The organism is Enterococcus alishanensis, assembly GCF_019218635.1.
Taxonomy (GTDB): Bacteria; Bacillota; Bacilli; order Lactobacillales; family Enterococcaceae; genus Enterococcus_A; species Enterococcus_A alishanensis.
Map to the genome: position 1 here is coordinate 12,700 of NZ_JAHUZB010000001.1, position 15,334 is coordinate 28,033.

Here is a 15,334-nt window from a genome sequence, read left to right on the forward strand (position 1 = left end):
TTTTTTGAAAAGAGAATATACAAATTTAAATTTAGCTACTTTAAAAAAAGAAACGGAAATAATCGTAGAAGACGGACTAGAAAAAATAATTAAGCCGATTCCCAATGTTTCAGCGAAAGGCGTTTTGGATCCTAAATACTACGCGGAAATTTTGCCTGGCTTTGAAAAGGACGGTGGCGCAGAAACTTTAGCATTTATGAGTCAATTAGGGCAACGCAGTGGTGAACCCGACGGTACTTTGACTCGCATGGTGAATAATGGGGTTAAGAGTCTGCCGATTACTGATGGTGTTGAGACGATTCACTTAACCACCGATAATCAGATCCCCTTACGTTTGTATCGAAAAAATACGAAACTAAATGCACCGGTTTTATATTATATTCACGGTGGTAGTTTTTCTGCGGGGCAACCAGAAGTGGTGGAAGAATTGTGTAAATTGTTCGTTGAGAAGACTGGATTTTTAGCAGTGCAAATCGATTATCGTTTGGCGCCGGAAAATCCATTTCCGACGGGTTTACAAGATTGCTTTGAAGGCTTAACTTGGGTCTATCAAAATATTCAAACATATCAAGGCGATCCCCAAAAAATTACTATTGCTGGTGACTCAGCTGGCGGAAATTTGGCAGCGGTTTGTAGCATGATGGATCGCGACCAGCAAACAAAAATGGTCCATCAACAAGTTCTGTATTATCCTAGTGTTAATATGTCCACTAAAGAAGATGAAAATCTAAATTACCAAGCTTTTGATTTTAAACCAGCTACTGAACAAAAAGATTTGATTGAAGTATCTCTGGAAGCTTTGCGTTTAACGGCATCGGACAATTTAGGTTATATGTTAAAAGCAGAAAATTTGGAAGATCCTTATTTAAGTCCTTATTTAGGCGAGCTACAAGATTTGCCGGCGACTCTTTTGATAGTCGGAGAATTTGATTATTTACGCATTGAAGATGAAGCCTTTGCTAGAAAATTAAACAAAGCCAATGTACCAGTGAAAATCATCGAATATCGTGGATTAGGTCATGGCTTTGCAGATAAAATTGGCGTTTGGGCACAAGCAGAAGACAGCGTCGATGAAATGATAGATTTTGTAGAAAATGGATTATAGAACAAATGAGACAGTTGGAAGAAACTTTTTCAACTGTTTTTTTGTGGGCATTAAAGCAAGAGTGTTAGGATTGTTTCACAAGCATTTTAGTCGTAGAATAAGAGCAAGGAGGTTTTTGACATGACAGAAATTAATCAAGAACTTACAAAAACATTTCGTGAAGAATTTTTAATGAATCGTAAACAAGTCGCGTTACAACGGGGTGTAGTTAAAAATGGGATTGTGGAGTCAGCTGAAAATGTCAGCGCTCACGTAAAAAATGCACCGGTCTTCTCCATTGATTTAACTACCGGAAAAGTATCTGACCAAAAACAATCAGGTCGTTGCTGGATGTTTGCCGCTTTGAATACTTTCCGCCACAAAATGATTACTAGTTATCAACTGAAGGATTTTGAATTGTCACAGAATTATACTTTCTTTTGGGACAAATATGAGAAGGCTAATTATTTCTATCAAAATATTTTAAATACTGCCAAAGAACCAACAGCAAGCAGAGAAGTTGCATTTTTGATGCAAACACCGCAACAAGATGGCGGGCAATGGGACATGATTGTTTCTATTTTCCAAAAATACGGTGTTGTACCAAAAGCTGTGATGCCAGAAAGTAAAAACAGTATCAATTCACGCAATTTAAATAATTACTTAAATAAATTATTGCGGAAACACGCTGTAATCTTACGTCAACTGGTGGCTGAAAATGCTTCTCCAGAACAAATTGAAGACAATCGCCAAGCGATGTTACAAGAAGTTTATAATTTCTTGGCCATTTCTCTAGGTACACCACCAGAGGAATTTGATTTTGAATATCGGGATGAAGAAAAAAATTACCATATTGACCAAGGCATGACGCCACAAAGTTTTTATAAGAAATATGTTGATGTGGATTTAGATGAATATGTCAGCATTATCCATGCACCAACTGACGATAAACCATTTAACCAATCTTACACTGTCGACATGCTGGGTAATGTAGTCGGTGGTAAACAAGTGAAGTATCTTAACTTGGAAATGCCTGAATTGAAAAAATTAGCCTTACAACAATTGGAACAAGGCGAAACAGTTTGGTTTGGTTGTGATGTGGGTCAGTCTTCTGTCAGCAAAGATGGTATCATGGCATTGGACATTTTTGACATGGATGATCTATTTGATACAGATTTTGCTATGACGAAAGCAGAACGCTTAGATTATGGTGAAAGTATGATGACTCATGCGATGGTTCTAACCGGTGTGGATGTAATTAACGGTGAATCAGCGAAATGGAAAGTAGAAAATAGCTGGGGCGAAAAAGTCGGTGAAAAAGGTTATTTTGTCATGAGTGATGACTGGATGAGCGAATACACCTATCAAATCGTTGTGAGAAAAGAATTCTTATCACCAGAACAACGGGCTGCTTTTGAAGCAGAGCCAAAAGTTTTAGCACCGTGGGATCCGATGGGTGCCTTAGCCTAAAAATACTAGATCGACTTCTCTAGAAGAGTCGGTCTTTTTGTTTTCACCAGCGAAAATAATTTTCTATGCTATACTTAAAGAAAATAAATTTGACCGAGGGGGAATAAAAATGGGAAAACCCTTAGCTGTAAAACATGCTGAAAATATGCGAGAACTGGGTGGCTATACCAATAAAGATGGAAAAAAAGTGGCCAGTCAAAAGTTGATTCGCTCAGCTGCGATTAATTTATTAGATGAAACTGACCAAAATTATTTAGAAAAATATGGTATTCGTAAGATTGTCGATTTTCGTTCAACGGATGAACGTTCTTCTCAACCAGACAAAGACGTTACTTTAGCGGAAAATATTTTTCTGCCAATTTTTCCAGAAAAACAAGAGAAGAAGGAAGAATTAACCGCCTCTCCGCAAGCCTTATTGAAGCGCATGGAAAACGGTGAATCAGCCTTTGGACAAATGATGGATGCCTATGAAAGTTTTGTATTAGATGACTATGTTAGAAAACAATACCACAAATTTTTTGAGATTGTGTTAGCCAATGAAAATCCTAATGAAAGTGTCTTATTTCATTGTACTGCTGGAAAAGACCGGACTGGTTTTGCAGCGTTATTGTTATTGAGTGGCTTAGGTGTAGACCGTGTTACTGCCATGACCGATTATTTAGCTACCAATGAATTTTTAAAGGGCTTCACTGATAATATGTTGCAACATGCAAAAGAAAATGGTGTGCCTGACGCTTTATTAGCCAGCGTTAAAGATATGACAATGGCTCGCAAGGAATATTTAACAAAAAGCCTAAATTTGATTGATGAAAATTATGGTACAGTAGACAATTTCTTAATCGATGGTATTGGCTTACATGCAGCAGATCTGAAAGATTTACAGCGATTATATTTAGAATAAGAGGTGGCTTGAAATGGATCCGATTTTAAAGCAATTAGGGTTAAAAGAAAAATCGTTACCAATTGTTGGTGGTGATATTAATCAAGCCTATCGTGTTACCGATGGAAAAACCGATTATTTTTTAAAATATCATCCCCATGTTGATGCTGCCTTTTTTCAAGCGGAAGTTTTTGGTCTTGAACAGCTAGGACAAGTCGTGCGGGTTCCAAAAGTTTTTCAAGTTGGCGATTTTGAAGGGAATGCCTTTCTTTTATTGGAATGGATTGAACCTGGAAATGGTGATCAACAAGACTTGGCAAAAGATTTAATCAAAATTCACCAAGTCAAATCAGATTTGTTCGGTTTGTCAGAGGATAATTTTATTGGTTTATTACCGCAAATCAATCATCCAGAAGCAAACTGGTGGGATTTTTATTTTAAAAATCGTTTAGAAGTCCAGATTGAAATTGCTAAAAACCGTAATCATTGGACACCGGAAAGAGCGGCAGATTATGCACATTTAAAGGCAGTTGCCTATAAAAATTGGGGCGATTTAACCTTCAAACCATCCTTGTTACATGGGGATTTTTGGAGTGGCAATACTTTCTTTGATCAAGCGGGACAACCTATTTTTGTTGACCCAGCAGTATATTTTGGACATCGAGAATTAGATATCGCCATGTCGCAACTATTTGGTGGCTTTCGCAATGAATTTTTGGAAACTTATCAAGCAGGATATTTGTTGACGACAGGTTTTGAAGAACGCTTGCCATTATATCAACTGTACTATTTATTGGCTCACTTAAATATGTTTGGCGAAAGCTATGGCGGAGCTGTAGATAAAATTTTAGGAGGAAATTTAGGTGGGTAAGAAACACGAAACCATGCATCAAGTCAGTTATTATGAATGTGATCTCAACGGAGAAATGACTTTTCCAATGATGATTAGTGTAGCGATAAAAGTATCATCAGAACAAAGCGATATTCTAGGAGTAGGCTCAGATTACATCAATACGCTAGGAATTACTTGGGTGATTACCCAGACTGAAGTGATCATTCAACAATTGCCGAAAGTCGATCAAACCATCAAGATTGTGACTGAACCGACGGCTTTTAATAAATTTTTCTGTTATCGTTCTTTTTGGATCTACAATGAAGCCGGTGAAGAATTGGTGCAAATTAACATGGCTTTTGCCTTAATGGACGTGAAGGCACGGAAAATCACCAGTGTCTCCGCAGAATTGATGGCACCTTTCGAATCAGAACAAATTAAGAAAATTCATCGCTGGGAAAAGATTGAACAGGTTGAATCAGAAACCAGCCGTCCTTATCATGTTCGCTATTATGATTTGGATAGTAATCATCATGTGAATAATGCTATTTATTTTAATTGGTTAATTGATGTGTTAGGTAGAGAATTTATGGAAACATATCGTCCGACTTATGCTAATCTGAAGTTTGATAAAGAAGTTTTATACGGTGTAGATATCGATAGTTATTATGATTTACTAGAAGAAGAGGCATTGCGAAGCCGTCATGCAATTCGTTTTGGCGATCAATTAGCTTGTGAAGCGAACTTTTTATGGGAAAAAAGATAAAACCTTCTGAATTTCAGAAGGCTTTTTTCTTATTCTTCTAAATAAGCTTTTAATTCTTCAAAGTTTAAGCCAGCATTCAAAGCAATTAATAATTTGATGCGGGCTTTTTGGCCATTGATTCCAGGACAGAATATTACACCTTTTTCGGCAAGTTCCACACCGCCGCCATGATAATCATAGACTGGCTCTGCAATGCCGTTGAAACAACGAGAAACTAAAACCACCGGTAGTTTTTTTTGAATCAAGGTATCCAGTGCGCCTAAAGTTTGTGGTGGTAGATTACCAGCACCTAAAGCTTCGATTACTAAGCCGTCCACCCAATCAGTTTGGGTTAATATTTCAAAAAATTTACCTTGCATCCCAGCATAAGCTTTGATAATTGGAATCATGTTGTCGACACTTTGAATATCATAATGGGTGGTATCTGGTAATTCTTGTAAAAATAAAATGTGGGTCTTGGTGACTAAACCAATGGGTCCCAAAGTTGGTGTCCGAAATGTCGCCACATTCGTTGTGTGGGTCTTGGTTACGTGACGAGCAGAGTGAATTTCATCATTCATTACCACCATCACACCTTTGCCTTGTGCGTCGTCACTAGCAGCCACTCGAATAGCGCTAGCAAAATTATACAAACCATCTGAACCTAATTCATTAATTGAACGCATCGCACCAGTGATAATGACCGGCATTAATTTGCCGATAGTTTGATCTAAAAAGTAGCCGGTTTCTTCTAATGTATCAGTGCCATGAGTAATGACTACACTGTCAAAACCATTTTTTTTAGCTTCTTTAATTTTTTCTTTTAGCTGCAACATAATTTCTAAAGTAATGTGGGGAGAGGGTAAGTTAGAGAACTCTTCCACCACAATCTCAATATTATTAGGAACATTCATCTCATGACCGGCAGCGACTAAAGGATTCTTTTCATCTGGACGAACGGTACCATGGTCATCTTGGCTCATGGAGATTGTCCCGCCAGTATGTAAAATCAAAATCTTTTTCAATTGATCACCTTCTTATAAATTTTTCTATCTTCTAAAGATATTGTATACTAGTAAAAAAATAATTGGAGAGAGATATGATTAGAATTGGCTTAACTTCTTTTAGTGAACATGATACTTTAACTGGTAAAAAGAAAAGCAGCCTATTTGAATACGCTGGTTTTTTACCTTTGGTGGAATTAGATACCAGTTTTTATGGGATTCCCGCAGCAAAAACCGTTGAAAATTGGCTGACGCAAGTACCTCAGACTTTTCGCTTTATTATAAAATTACCTAGTCCATTAACCAAACAAAAAGATTTGGCGCCAGAAGAAAGCCTGCAAGAGATTTACCAGCAATTTTTAAAAGTGATGGCACCTATCATAAAAAATGGGCAACTTTATTGTTTTTTGGCACAATTTCCAGCGCAGTTTAAATTAACAAAAGAAAATGTGCGTTATCTGGAAGAATTGCGAGAAATGTTTCAGGAGTTACCAATAGCAGTAGAATTAAGAGACGCTAGCTGGTATGCAGAAGGCTTTCATGACAAAACTATGGCGCTCATGAAGAAATTAGAATATAGTCTAGTAATGGTGGATGAACCGAAATTATTAGATACAGTTCCGTTGGATCTGACGATTACCAATCCAGAATTTGTACTGTTTCGTTTTCATGGCAGAAATCAAACTTTTTGGAAAGATAATAGTCCTGAATGGCGTAAAAAAAGAACCCTTTATCGCTATAATCAAACAGAATTAAATGACTTGGCAAAGAAAATTCAACAAGTTGCAGCCGAAGTGGATGAAGTAGCAATTATTTTTAATAATAATTCTGGTGGCGATGCGGCCGGAAATGCTTTAACATTAAAAGAGATACTAAATTTAGATTATCAAGCCTTAAATCCTAGTCAGTTAGGCTTATTTTAGAAAAAGGGATGAACATGATTAAAGCAATTTTTTTTGATATTGATGGGACATTAGTAACAACTGAATCAAAAGCTTTGGATAGTACTAGAAAAGCGATTGCCGCAGCTCAAGCAAAAGGTATTTTATGCGGGATTGCGACTGGACGTGGACCGGTAGATATTGAAGAACGCATTGATCACTTACCGATGGATATGTTTGTGACCTATAATGGACAAATTGTATTTAGCAAAGAAAAAACAATTTTTGCCGAGCCTTTTTCCCAAGAGGTATTGGATGAAATCGTTGATTTTGCTGATCGTGAACGGCGACAGATTATTTTTGGCGGGCGCCATCATGTTGAAGGCAGTAGTATTATGAAATTCTCTCAGTCAGCTGCTGTGAAAAAAATTGCAGGTTTTATACCTTCTTGGTTTCCAGTAAGAATGACGAGGAAATTCATGCAAAAGTTCAGCTCGAATCGCAAAAAAGAACGTTTTGCCAAACTAGGAATTTTAAAGGAACCGATTTATCAATGTGTCTTGTTCGCTGCCGAATCAGAAAATCAAAAATTGGCTGAATTATTGCCTAACTGTTCCTTTCAGCGTTCCAATCCTTATTCGATAGACATTATTCCTAAGAATGGCTCAAAATATCATGGGATTGAAAAATTTTTAACCGCTTTTGATATTCAACCGGAAGAAGTGATGGCTTTTGGCGATCATTTTAATGATATAGAAATGCTCACCCATGTTGGAATCGGTGTTGCTATGGGAAATGGTCAGGCAGAAACGAAAGCTAGTGCAGATTATGTAACGGACACCAATGAAGCAGATGGTATTGCAAAAGCGTTAAAACATTTTGATATTATTTGATGAAGGAGAAAGTATGAAAACACCTTACGAAATGGCCCAAGAATTTCATCAGCAATTTGAACCTCATCCGCCTAACAAGCCGCAAGCTTATCAAAGTAGTGCTGCAAGTTTTCGGGCAGGTTTTAAAGTAGAAGAAATCGTTGAATATTTATATGGCGCGGCAGCTGGAGAGGAACAGCTTTTTTCAGCCTTAACCGAGGAGCTTCATCAAAGTATTGAGACAGCTAAAACTAAAATCTTAAACAAAGCTGAAGCCGTACCAGATCCACTGGTTGCAGAAGTGGATGCCTTAACTGATTTGTTGTATTTTACTTATGGTTCTTTTGCTTTGATGGGCGTTGACCCACAACCAATTTTTGAAATTGTTCATCGAGCAAACATGGGGAAATTATTTCCAGATGGTAAAGCACATTATCATCCAGTGACTCATAAAGTCATGAAGCCTGAAAATTGGGCTGAAGATTTTGCACCGGAGCCACTTATTTCTAAAGAATTAGACAGACAAAAAGACTTGACTAGCTAATCAGCTGCCAAGTCTTTTTTTAATCAAAAAAAGTGTAATAAATAGATCGTACAGCTTGTCTTTCCTGATCTCCCCGGATAACAAAAATGATACTCCGCTCGTCAGCGCCCTGACTGATCATTCGCAAGCTAATATTTTTTCTAGCTAAAGCAGCTGCACTTTCTGCTGTAGTACCTGGACGATCTCGCATGCCTTCACCTACTAGCGCAAGCACGGACAAGTCATGTTCTATTTCCATTAGGTCTGGCGAAATAGCATTCTCGATATTTTCTAATAATGCTTTTTCAATTTCAGGAGTCAATTGTTCTTCTCGTAAAACAATCGAAATATCATCTATTCCTGATGGCATATGCTCAAAGCTGATATCTAAATCTTCAAAAACCTGGAGGATTTTACGAACAATCCCAATTTCTCGGTTTAATAAATATTTAGCAATGGTAATACTACAAAAACCGCCATCACTAGCAACACCGACTACTTCATTATGGTGTTTCGCTTTGTTGTAAGATTCAGTAATAATTGTTCCAGTACAATTAGGATTATTGGTATTTTTAATCACAACCGGAATTTTTGCATGATAAGAAGGCATTAAGGCTTCATCGTGGAAAACTTTAAAGCCTGCATAACTTAATTCGCGCATTTCCCGGTAAGTTAAAACGTCGATTAATTCTGGGTCATGGATATACTTGGGATTTGCGGCAAATATCCCATCGACATCGGTAAAGTTTTCATAGCAATCCGCTTTTAAGCCCGCGGCAACAATCGAACCGGTAATGTCGGAACCACCTCGAGAAAAGGTGCAGATCTGACCTTCTTCGGTAAAACCAAAAAATCCGGGAATGACTAAAATATCATTACTGTCGCGCCATTGGTAGATTTTTTCATAGGATTTTTCTAATATTCTGGCATTATGAGGTTGTGCAGAAACTTGTATGCCTAATTCTTTAGGATTAATGTAGCGGGCATCTAGGCCGCTATTTTTAAAAAAGTTAGCAATTAATTGCGCATTTAAGTTTTCACCAGTTGCCAAGAAAGCATCTAGCATATAAGGATTGCTTTCATCAAAATTATTTTTCAACTCAGCTAATTCAGCTTGAAATTGTTGGCACAATTCTTCTGATATTCCCAATTCTTCCGCCATCACACCGTAGCGACGTAAGATAGCTTGGGTGATTTCAGTTGTATCTGTTTTGACTTTTACAGCTTCATAATAGGCGATTAATAAATCGGTGACTTTCTGGTCTTCATTATTTCTTTTGCCTGGTGCTGAAACAACAACGAAACGTCGCGTGACATCACTCTTCACAATAGCTAAGACTTTTTTTAATTGTGTGGCTGAAGCGACCGAGCTTCCACCAAATTTGATTACTTTCACTTTAATCACCTCTTATTTTAATGTAAGCTTAATCATAGCCGAAAAGCCCGATGACTTCAAGGTTCTTTTTAAAGGAAAAATGAAAAAATATTTGTTTATTTAATCGAATAGACTAAAAAATTTCAGAAAAGAATCGTTACCTCAAAAGATTTCACATAAAAAAATGAAGAATATTTGAAAAGTATTAGTGTAGGCTTGCAAAGTTTATGCTATAATCTAAGCTAGATGTTTTCGTCAAAAAAACATAGGAATCAATTATACTAAACAATAATCTTTTTATTATGAGTTGAAAGGAAAATCATTCATGGGAAGCAATTTGATTATTGGTATCATCATTGGTTTAGCTATCATAGCGGCCGCTTTATACTTGGTTGGGTATTTTATGCGCAAGAAAAACCAAGAACGACTGAAAAAGTTGGAGGAACGCAAAGAAGCTTGGTTTGATTTACCGATCGTGGAAGAAATTGATGAGGTCAGAAAGATGCATCTTGTAGGCCAAAGTCAAAATACCTTTCGCGAATGGAATCAAAAATGGAACGACGTTTACATCAATGATTTTGCTGAATTAGAAAGCCAAATCTTTGAAGTCGAAAGCCAAAATGAAACTTTCCGCTTATTCCAAAGTAAAGCAGCAATTGAAGCTGCTGAAAAAACAATGGATGAGATGGAAGCCAGTGCTGAAGAAGTGCAGCTGGGTTTGAAAGAACTCCGTGAAACTGAAGAGCGCAATTCATTGGCGGTCCAACAAGCCTTAGATATTTTTGAAGAATTGAAAAAAGAATTACAGGAAAACAATGATCAATTTGGTCCAGCTTTACCTGAGATTCAAAAACAAGTCAAAAATGTCGAACTTGAATTCACCCAATTTGTTACCTTAAATACATCAGGTGACCCAGTTGAAGCCCGTGAAGTACTAGACGATGCTGAGGCCAACACGTACAAAGTGCAAGCCACGATCCAAAAAATTCCTAGTATATTTGAAGAATTAAGTGCAACATTCCCAGGACAAATTGACGAACTCGAAGAAACCTATCAAACGATGATGGATGAAGATGTTGTTTTACCAGAAGAAGACTTTGAAGAACGACTTGAGCAGATTCGCAGAAGAGTCACTCATGCGTTAGAAGATTTAGAAAAAGTTGAACTGGAAACAGTGGAAACAGCCAACAAAGAAACTGCTGAAAAAATCGACGAGTTATATAGTATTCTTGAAAAAGAATTCAATGCTCGCCAATATGTTGAAAAAAATCGCAAATTAATTGCTGAATTTATCCAACATGCAGCAGCTAACAATCATCAATTGATGGTGGAACTGGATCACACTTCCCAAAGCTATACCTTAAACAACAATGAGTTAGGTCGGGCACGCGGTTTCCAAACAGAAATCGAAGAACTTGAACGTCGCAATCGTAACTTAGAACCAATGATTGATAAACATCAAATCGCTTTTTCTGAAGTGGAAGTTTTCTATCAAGATGCTTACAAAGTGTTGGAAGATATTGAAGCGAAGCAAGTTGAGATTGGTAATGACTTACAGGAGTTGCGTAAAGGGGAAAAAGTGGCACAAGACCGGATTGAGGAATATGAATTCCGTCTTCGAGGTTTTAAACGTTATGTTGAACACCAACGTTTGCCAGGGTTACCTTCAGATTATCTAGAATTTTTCTTCATTGCGACTGATCGGGTGGAAGAGTTAAGCCGTTCGCTTAACCAAATCCGTATCAACATGACAGACATCAACAAACTTGTTGCTCTGTGTGATGAAGATATGATTTCATTGGATGAAAAAACCAATGATTTGGTGGACGCAGCTGCGCTGACTGAACAAATGATGCAATATGCGAATCGTTACCGCCACACCCATGCGGATGTGAAAGAAGCGATCGAAATTAGCTACGATTTATTTAATAAGGAATTCCGCTATCAAGATGCTTTAGATGAAATTGGCACAGCTTTAGAAAGAGTTGAACCAGGTGCATTTAAACGAATTGAGGATTTCTATTTTAATAATCGTGATTTAGCTTAAAAATCAGGGAGCTGGAATGATTTCATTCCAGCTTCTTTTTTTAACAATAAAAATAATGAGGAGAAATATTGATGAAAAGTTTTAAAATTGGCGATGGCGTTACACCAGTAACCGGATCAATGAAAAATGAGTATGGGACAATTGTCAATTTCTATCAAGAGAAAAATCAAATCTTGGTACGTTTTGGTTCAGATCAGCAATTCTATTTTTCACCGGAGGAATTAATCTATTGGCAGGAACGGGAATAAACAGAATTTTTTATTTTATTTGGTTAAACTGCTTTTTTTGTCCTTAATTTATGAAGACATCTGCGCTTTACGTTGAGTGAATTACCCGTTATAATGAGAAAGAATTTTTGAAGGAAGGTAAATAAATGATTTATTTTGATAATAGTGCTACCACGCCGATTTATCCGCAAGCTTTAGATACATATGTAAAAACGAGTCAACGTATCATAGGAAATCCCTCAAGTTTACATGACTTGGGGAGTCAAGCGCATCGTTTACTGCAACAAGCTCGTAAACAAATTGCTGAATTAATTCAAGTCAAGCCACAAGAAATTTTCTTTACTAGTGGTGGGACAGAAGGGGACAACTGGGTCCTCAAAGGTACTGCGTGGGCCAAAAAAGATTTTGGTAATCATTTGATCATCTCCAGTGTTGAACATTCGGCTGTTAGAAATACGGCGGAACAATTAGCAACGCAAGGATTTGATGTCAGTGTTGTGCCGGTAGATTCATCTGGCCGCGTGGAGATTGCTGAATTGAAAAAATTGATTCGTCCAGAAACTATTCTAGTATCAGTGATGGCCGTGAATAATGAAATGGGCGCGTTACAGCCGATTCAAGAAATTAGTGAGCTATTGGCAGATTTTCCAACCATTCACTTTCATGTTGATGCTGTGCAAGCTATTGGGAAAGTTGATCAAAGCTTGTGGCTAACACCACGGGTAGATTTTGCTACTTTTTCAGCCCATAAGTTTCATGGTCCTCGTGGTGTTGGTTTTAATTATTGGAAAACTGGCCGAAAATTAATGCCTTTAATTAATGGCGGCGGACAAGAAAATGGGCAACGCAGTGGTACCGAAAATACACCGGGAATTGTTGCCATGAGTAAAGCGCTACGGATTCATTTAGAAAAAGTGTATCCAGATCATTTGAATAGCTTGCGTCAAGCTTTGAAAGCTGCATTGAAGCGCTATGATAAAGTCACCGTTTTCTCGGGAGATGAACATGCCGCGCCCCATATCTTAACTTTTGGGATTAAAGATATTCGTGGGGAAGTATTGGTTCATGCTTTGGAGGAAAAACAAATTTTTGTTTCGACTACCAGTGCTTGTTCTAGCAAGAAAAAAGCTGATAGTTCAACCTTAGGCGCCATGAAGATTCCTCATGAATTGGCGACAACAGCAATTCGCGTCAGCTTAGATGAAAGCAATACGATGGCTGAAATAGAACAATTTATGGTGGTTTTCAATCATATCTACGAAAAATTCAACAAAATTAATTAGGAGGATTCTCTTGCAATATACAGAAATTATGGTTCGTTACGGTGAACTATCAACAAAAGGAAAAAATCGCCGGAGTTTTATTATGCAATTGGCACAAAATGTTCGCGGTGCGCTTATTGAGTTTCCTGCTTTAAAAATTCATGCCGACCGTGATCGGATGCATTTAATTTTAAATGGAGAAGATTCTAACTTGGTGATTCCAAAGCTACAAAAAGTTTTTGGAATTCAAAATTTTTCTCCTAGTATCCGGGTTGAAAAAACACCGGAAGCATTAAGAGCAGTAGCAGAAGATATTATGCGAGAAATTTATACTGGTGAAGAAACTTTTAAAATCACAGCTAAAAGAAGTGATCATGGGTTTGAAATGAATACCCATGATTTACAACAATTTTTAGGTCAAGCAGTCGTAGATGTTTTTCCAGATATCAAAGCTCAAATGAAACGACCAGATATTAATTTACGTGTGGAAATTCGTCGAGATGCAGCCTTTTTATCTTTTGCAACAATTAAAGGTGCAGGCGGGTTGCCAGTAGGAACTAGCGGTCGTGGAATGTTGATGTTGTCAGGTGGAATTGATTCGCCAGTGGCAGGATATTTAGCAATGAAACGTGGTGTCGAAATTGAAGCAGTCCATTTTGCATCGCCACCGTATACCAGCGAACAAGCTTTACAAAAGGCCAAAGATTTAACAGAAAAACTAACACCATATGTTGGTAGCATCCAATTTATTGAAGTTCCTTTTACAGAAATTCAAGAAGAAATTAAAAAACATACACCCAAAGGTTACTGGATGACCATTACCCGTCGTATGATGTTGCGAATAACGGATGCCATTCGTGAAATGCGAAAAGGTTTAGTAATTATCAACGGTGAATCGCTAGGTCAAGTAGCTTCTCAGACATTACACAGCATGTTGGCAATTAATGAAGTGACGACGACACCGATTATTCGTCCAGTGGTAACAATGGATAAAACAGAAATTATCGAATTAGCCGAAAAAATCGATACTTTTGAGTTAGCAATCCAACCTTTTGAAGATTGCTGTACGATTTTTGCACCGCCACAACCAAAAACCCGACCAAAACTTGATAAAGTCCAAGCATTAGAGACCCGCTTAGATATTGAAGGAATGATAGCTCGTGCGTTAACTGGTTTAAAAATAGAAGCCATCACACCAGAGAAGAGTCAGCAAGAAATGGTTGATGCCTTTGCTGATTTATTATAAAAAGTTTTTGCCATCAAATTTTCGTAATTTGATGGTTTTTTTATTTGAAATCTTATTTGTAACGATTCTTGATACATGTTATGATAATATGTGAAAACAATAACAAGGAGTGGATTGAAATGGAAAAAATGAAGGAAAAACCTGCAATTTCAAAAGCCACTACGAAAAGACTCTCTTTATATTTACGTTGCTTAAAGGAATTAAATGCAAAAAATATTACCCGAATAAAATCCTCTGAATTGGCAAATCTGACGCAAGTGGGCTCTGCAACAATTCGACGAGATTTTTCCCATTTTGGTGAGTTAGGTCGCAGTGGTTATGGTTATAATGTAAAAGATTTGATCACCGTTTTTAGTGGTATTTTAGATACGAAAGAAGAAAAAAAGATTGCATTGATTGGTGTGGGTAATCTTGGTCAAGCATTGCTAAAAAATAATTTCCGCAGAAATGATAATTTGAATATTGTTTGTGCATTTGATAACGACCCTAATAAAATCGGTCAAATTATTGATGGTTTTTTGGTCCATGATTTATCAGAGTTACCGGAAGTTTTTGTCAAAGAAAATATTCAAGTGGCAATTTCAACCGTGCCAAGTCGGTATGCGCAAGAAGCGATTGATATTGTTGTTAAAAACGGTGTAACAGCAATTTTAAATTTTGCTCCTGATCCTTTAAATGTGCCAGAAAATGTTAATATTCGCTATATTGATTTGACTTCGGAGCTACAGTCGTTAATTTATTTCGATGAAATGGTCAATCCCAGCTAGCTTGGTCTTTACAAGTTGTATACTTCATTGTAGAATTGGTCATACGATGATCAAGAGGAGTACGACTGTACGCTTTTCAGAGAGAAAATGCCTGGCTGAAACATTTTCAAAGACAGTTG

General features: G+C 37.3%; 15 protein-coding genes and 1 other annotated feature (1 of these 16 cut by a window edge). Of the genes, 13 read left to right on the forward strand and 2 right to left on the reverse strand.

The features are described 5' to 3' along the window. The first annotated feature begins 4 nt into the window (after positions 1-4). From KUA55_RS00075 to KUA55_RS00095, 5 genes are all read left to right on the forward strand, one after another. Positions 5-1,105, forward strand: a complete 1,101-nt coding sequence (locus KUA55_RS00075) for an alpha/beta hydrolase (protein ID WP_218324131.1) — start codon at positions 5-7, stop codon at positions 1,103-1,105. 120 nt (positions 1,106-1,225) lie between these two features. Further along, complete coding sequence (locus tag KUA55_RS00080) at positions 1,226-2,554, forward strand: C1 family peptidase (protein WP_218324132.1); 1,329 nt, start codon at positions 1,226-1,228, stop codon at positions 2,552-2,554. Positions 2,555-2,663: 109 nt separating this feature from the next. Further along, positions 2,664-3,455, forward strand: a complete 792-nt coding sequence (locus KUA55_RS00085; RefSeq protein WP_218324133.1) for a tyrosine-protein phosphatase — start codon at positions 2,664-2,666, stop codon at positions 3,453-3,455. A 13-nt stretch (positions 3,456-3,468) separates the two neighbouring features. Next, positions 3,469-4,305 carry a fructosamine kinase family protein gene (locus KUA55_RS00090; RefSeq protein ID WP_218324134.1) on the forward strand — a complete coding sequence of 279 codons (837 nt, stop codon included), beginning with the start codon at positions 3,469-3,471 and terminating at the stop codon, positions 4,303-4,305. Next, complete coding sequence (locus KUA55_RS00095; RefSeq protein WP_218324135.1) at positions 4,298-5,032, forward strand: acyl-[acyl-carrier-protein] thioesterase; 735 nt, start codon at positions 4,298-4,300, stop codon at positions 5,030-5,032. Before KUA55_RS00090 ends, KUA55_RS00095 begins: the two co-directional genes overlap by 8 nt. A gap of 29 nt (positions 5,033-5,061) precedes the next feature. Here KUA55_RS00095 and KUA55_RS00100 read toward each other — a convergent pair whose 3' ends face one another. Next, positions 5,062-6,036 carry an asparaginase gene (locus KUA55_RS00100; protein WP_218324136.1) on the reverse strand — a complete coding sequence of 325 codons (975 nt, stop codon included), beginning with the start codon at positions 6,034-6,036 and terminating at the stop codon, positions 5,062-5,064. A gap of 74 nt (positions 6,037-6,110) precedes the next feature. Between KUA55_RS00100 and KUA55_RS00105 the strand changes: the two genes are divergently transcribed. The 3 genes from KUA55_RS00105 to KUA55_RS00115 are packed head-to-tail and all read left to right on the forward strand — an operon-like array spanning position 6,111 to position 8,312. Beyond that, positions 6,111-6,938: a DUF72 domain-containing protein gene (locus KUA55_RS00105; protein WP_218324137.1), complete on the forward strand. Its 828-nt coding sequence runs from the start codon at positions 6,111-6,113 to the stop codon at positions 6,936-6,938. A gap of 14 nt (positions 6,939-6,952) precedes the next feature. Beyond that, positions 6,953-7,789, forward strand: a complete 837-nt coding sequence (locus KUA55_RS00110; protein ID WP_218324138.1) for a Cof-type HAD-IIB family hydrolase — start codon at positions 6,953-6,955, stop codon at positions 7,787-7,789. Between the two features lie 13 nt (positions 7,790-7,802). After that, positions 7,803-8,312 carry a pyrophosphohydrolase domain-containing protein gene (locus tag KUA55_RS00115; protein ID WP_218324139.1) on the forward strand — a complete coding sequence of 170 codons (510 nt, stop codon included), beginning with the start codon at positions 7,803-7,805 and terminating at the stop codon, positions 8,310-8,312. A 19-nt stretch (positions 8,313-8,331) separates the two neighbouring features. On the opposite strand, the gene KUA55_RS00120 is transcribed toward KUA55_RS00115, so the two are convergent. After that, on the reverse strand, positions 8,332-9,687 hold the full coding sequence (locus KUA55_RS00120) for an aspartate kinase (protein ID WP_218324140.1): 1,356 nt from the start codon (positions 9,685-9,687) through the stop codon (positions 8,332-8,334). A gap of 304 nt (positions 9,688-9,991) precedes the next feature. On the opposite strand from KUA55_RS00120, the gene KUA55_RS00125 reads away from it, so the two are divergent. From KUA55_RS00125 to KUA55_RS00145, 5 genes are all read left to right on the forward strand, one after another. Further along, positions 9,992-11,713, forward strand: coding sequence for a septation ring formation regulator EzrA (locus tag KUA55_RS00125; protein WP_218324141.1), 1,722 nt, complete (start codon positions 9,992-9,994; stop codon positions 11,711-11,713). Positions 11,714-11,784: 71 nt separating this feature from the next. Next, the gene (locus KUA55_RS00130; RefSeq protein WP_218324831.1) at positions 11,785-11,961 is read left to right on the forward strand and encodes a hypothetical protein; all 177 of its coding nucleotides are present in this window, start codon (positions 11,785-11,787) and stop codon (positions 11,959-11,961) included. A 125-nt stretch (positions 11,962-12,086) separates the two neighbouring features. Next, complete coding sequence (locus tag KUA55_RS00135) at positions 12,087-13,223, forward strand: cysteine desulfurase family protein (protein ID WP_218324142.1); 1,137 nt, start codon at positions 12,087-12,089, stop codon at positions 13,221-13,223. A gap of 10 nt (positions 13,224-13,233) precedes the next feature. Further along, positions 13,234-14,448, forward strand: coding sequence for a tRNA uracil 4-sulfurtransferase ThiI (gene thiI, locus KUA55_RS00140; protein ID WP_218324143.1), 1,215 nt, complete (start codon positions 13,234-13,236; stop codon positions 14,446-14,448). 119 nt (positions 14,449-14,567) lie between these two features. Then, positions 14,568-15,215: a redox-sensing transcriptional repressor Rex gene (locus KUA55_RS00145; RefSeq protein WP_218324144.1), complete on the forward strand. Its 648-nt coding sequence runs from the start codon at positions 14,568-14,570 to the stop codon at positions 15,213-15,215. 37 nt (positions 15,216-15,252) lie between these two features. Further along, positions 15,253-15,334 (forward strand) — a binding site (T-box leader); it runs 123 nt beyond the window's last position.

Coding starts and splice junctions, on each gene's coding strand:
- KUA55_RS00080 (WP_218324132.1), top strand. CDS start 1,226: ATGACAGAAATTAATCAAGAACTTACAAAAACATTTCGTGAAGAATTT.
- KUA55_RS00085 (WP_218324133.1), top strand. CDS start 2,664: ATGGGAAAACCCTTAGCTGTAAAACATGCTGAAAATATGCGAGAACTG.
- KUA55_RS00090 (WP_218324134.1), top strand. CDS start 3,469: ATGGATCCGATTTTAAAGCAATTAGGGTTAAAAGAAAAATCGTTACCA.
- KUA55_RS00105 (WP_218324137.1), top strand. CDS start 6,111: ATGATTAGAATTGGCTTAACTTCTTTTAGTGAACATGATACTTTAACT.
- KUA55_RS00110 (WP_218324138.1), top strand. CDS start 6,953: ATGATTAAAGCAATTTTTTTTGATATTGATGGGACATTAGTAACAACT.
- KUA55_RS00115 (WP_218324139.1), top strand. CDS start 7,803: ATGAAAACACCTTACGAAATGGCCCAAGAATTTCATCAGCAATTTGAA.
- KUA55_RS00125 (WP_218324141.1), top strand. CDS start 9,992: ATGGGAAGCAATTTGATTATTGGTATCATCATTGGTTTAGCTATCATA.
- KUA55_RS00130 (WP_218324831.1), top strand. CDS start 11,785: ATGAAAAGTTTTAAAATTGGCGATGGCGTTACACCAGTAACCGGATCA.
- KUA55_RS00135 (WP_218324142.1), top strand. CDS start 12,087: ATGATTTATTTTGATAATAGTGCTACCACGCCGATTTATCCGCAAGCT.
- KUA55_RS00145 (WP_218324144.1), top strand. CDS start 14,568: ATGGAAAAAATGAAGGAAAAACCTGCAATTTCAAAAGCCACTACGAAA.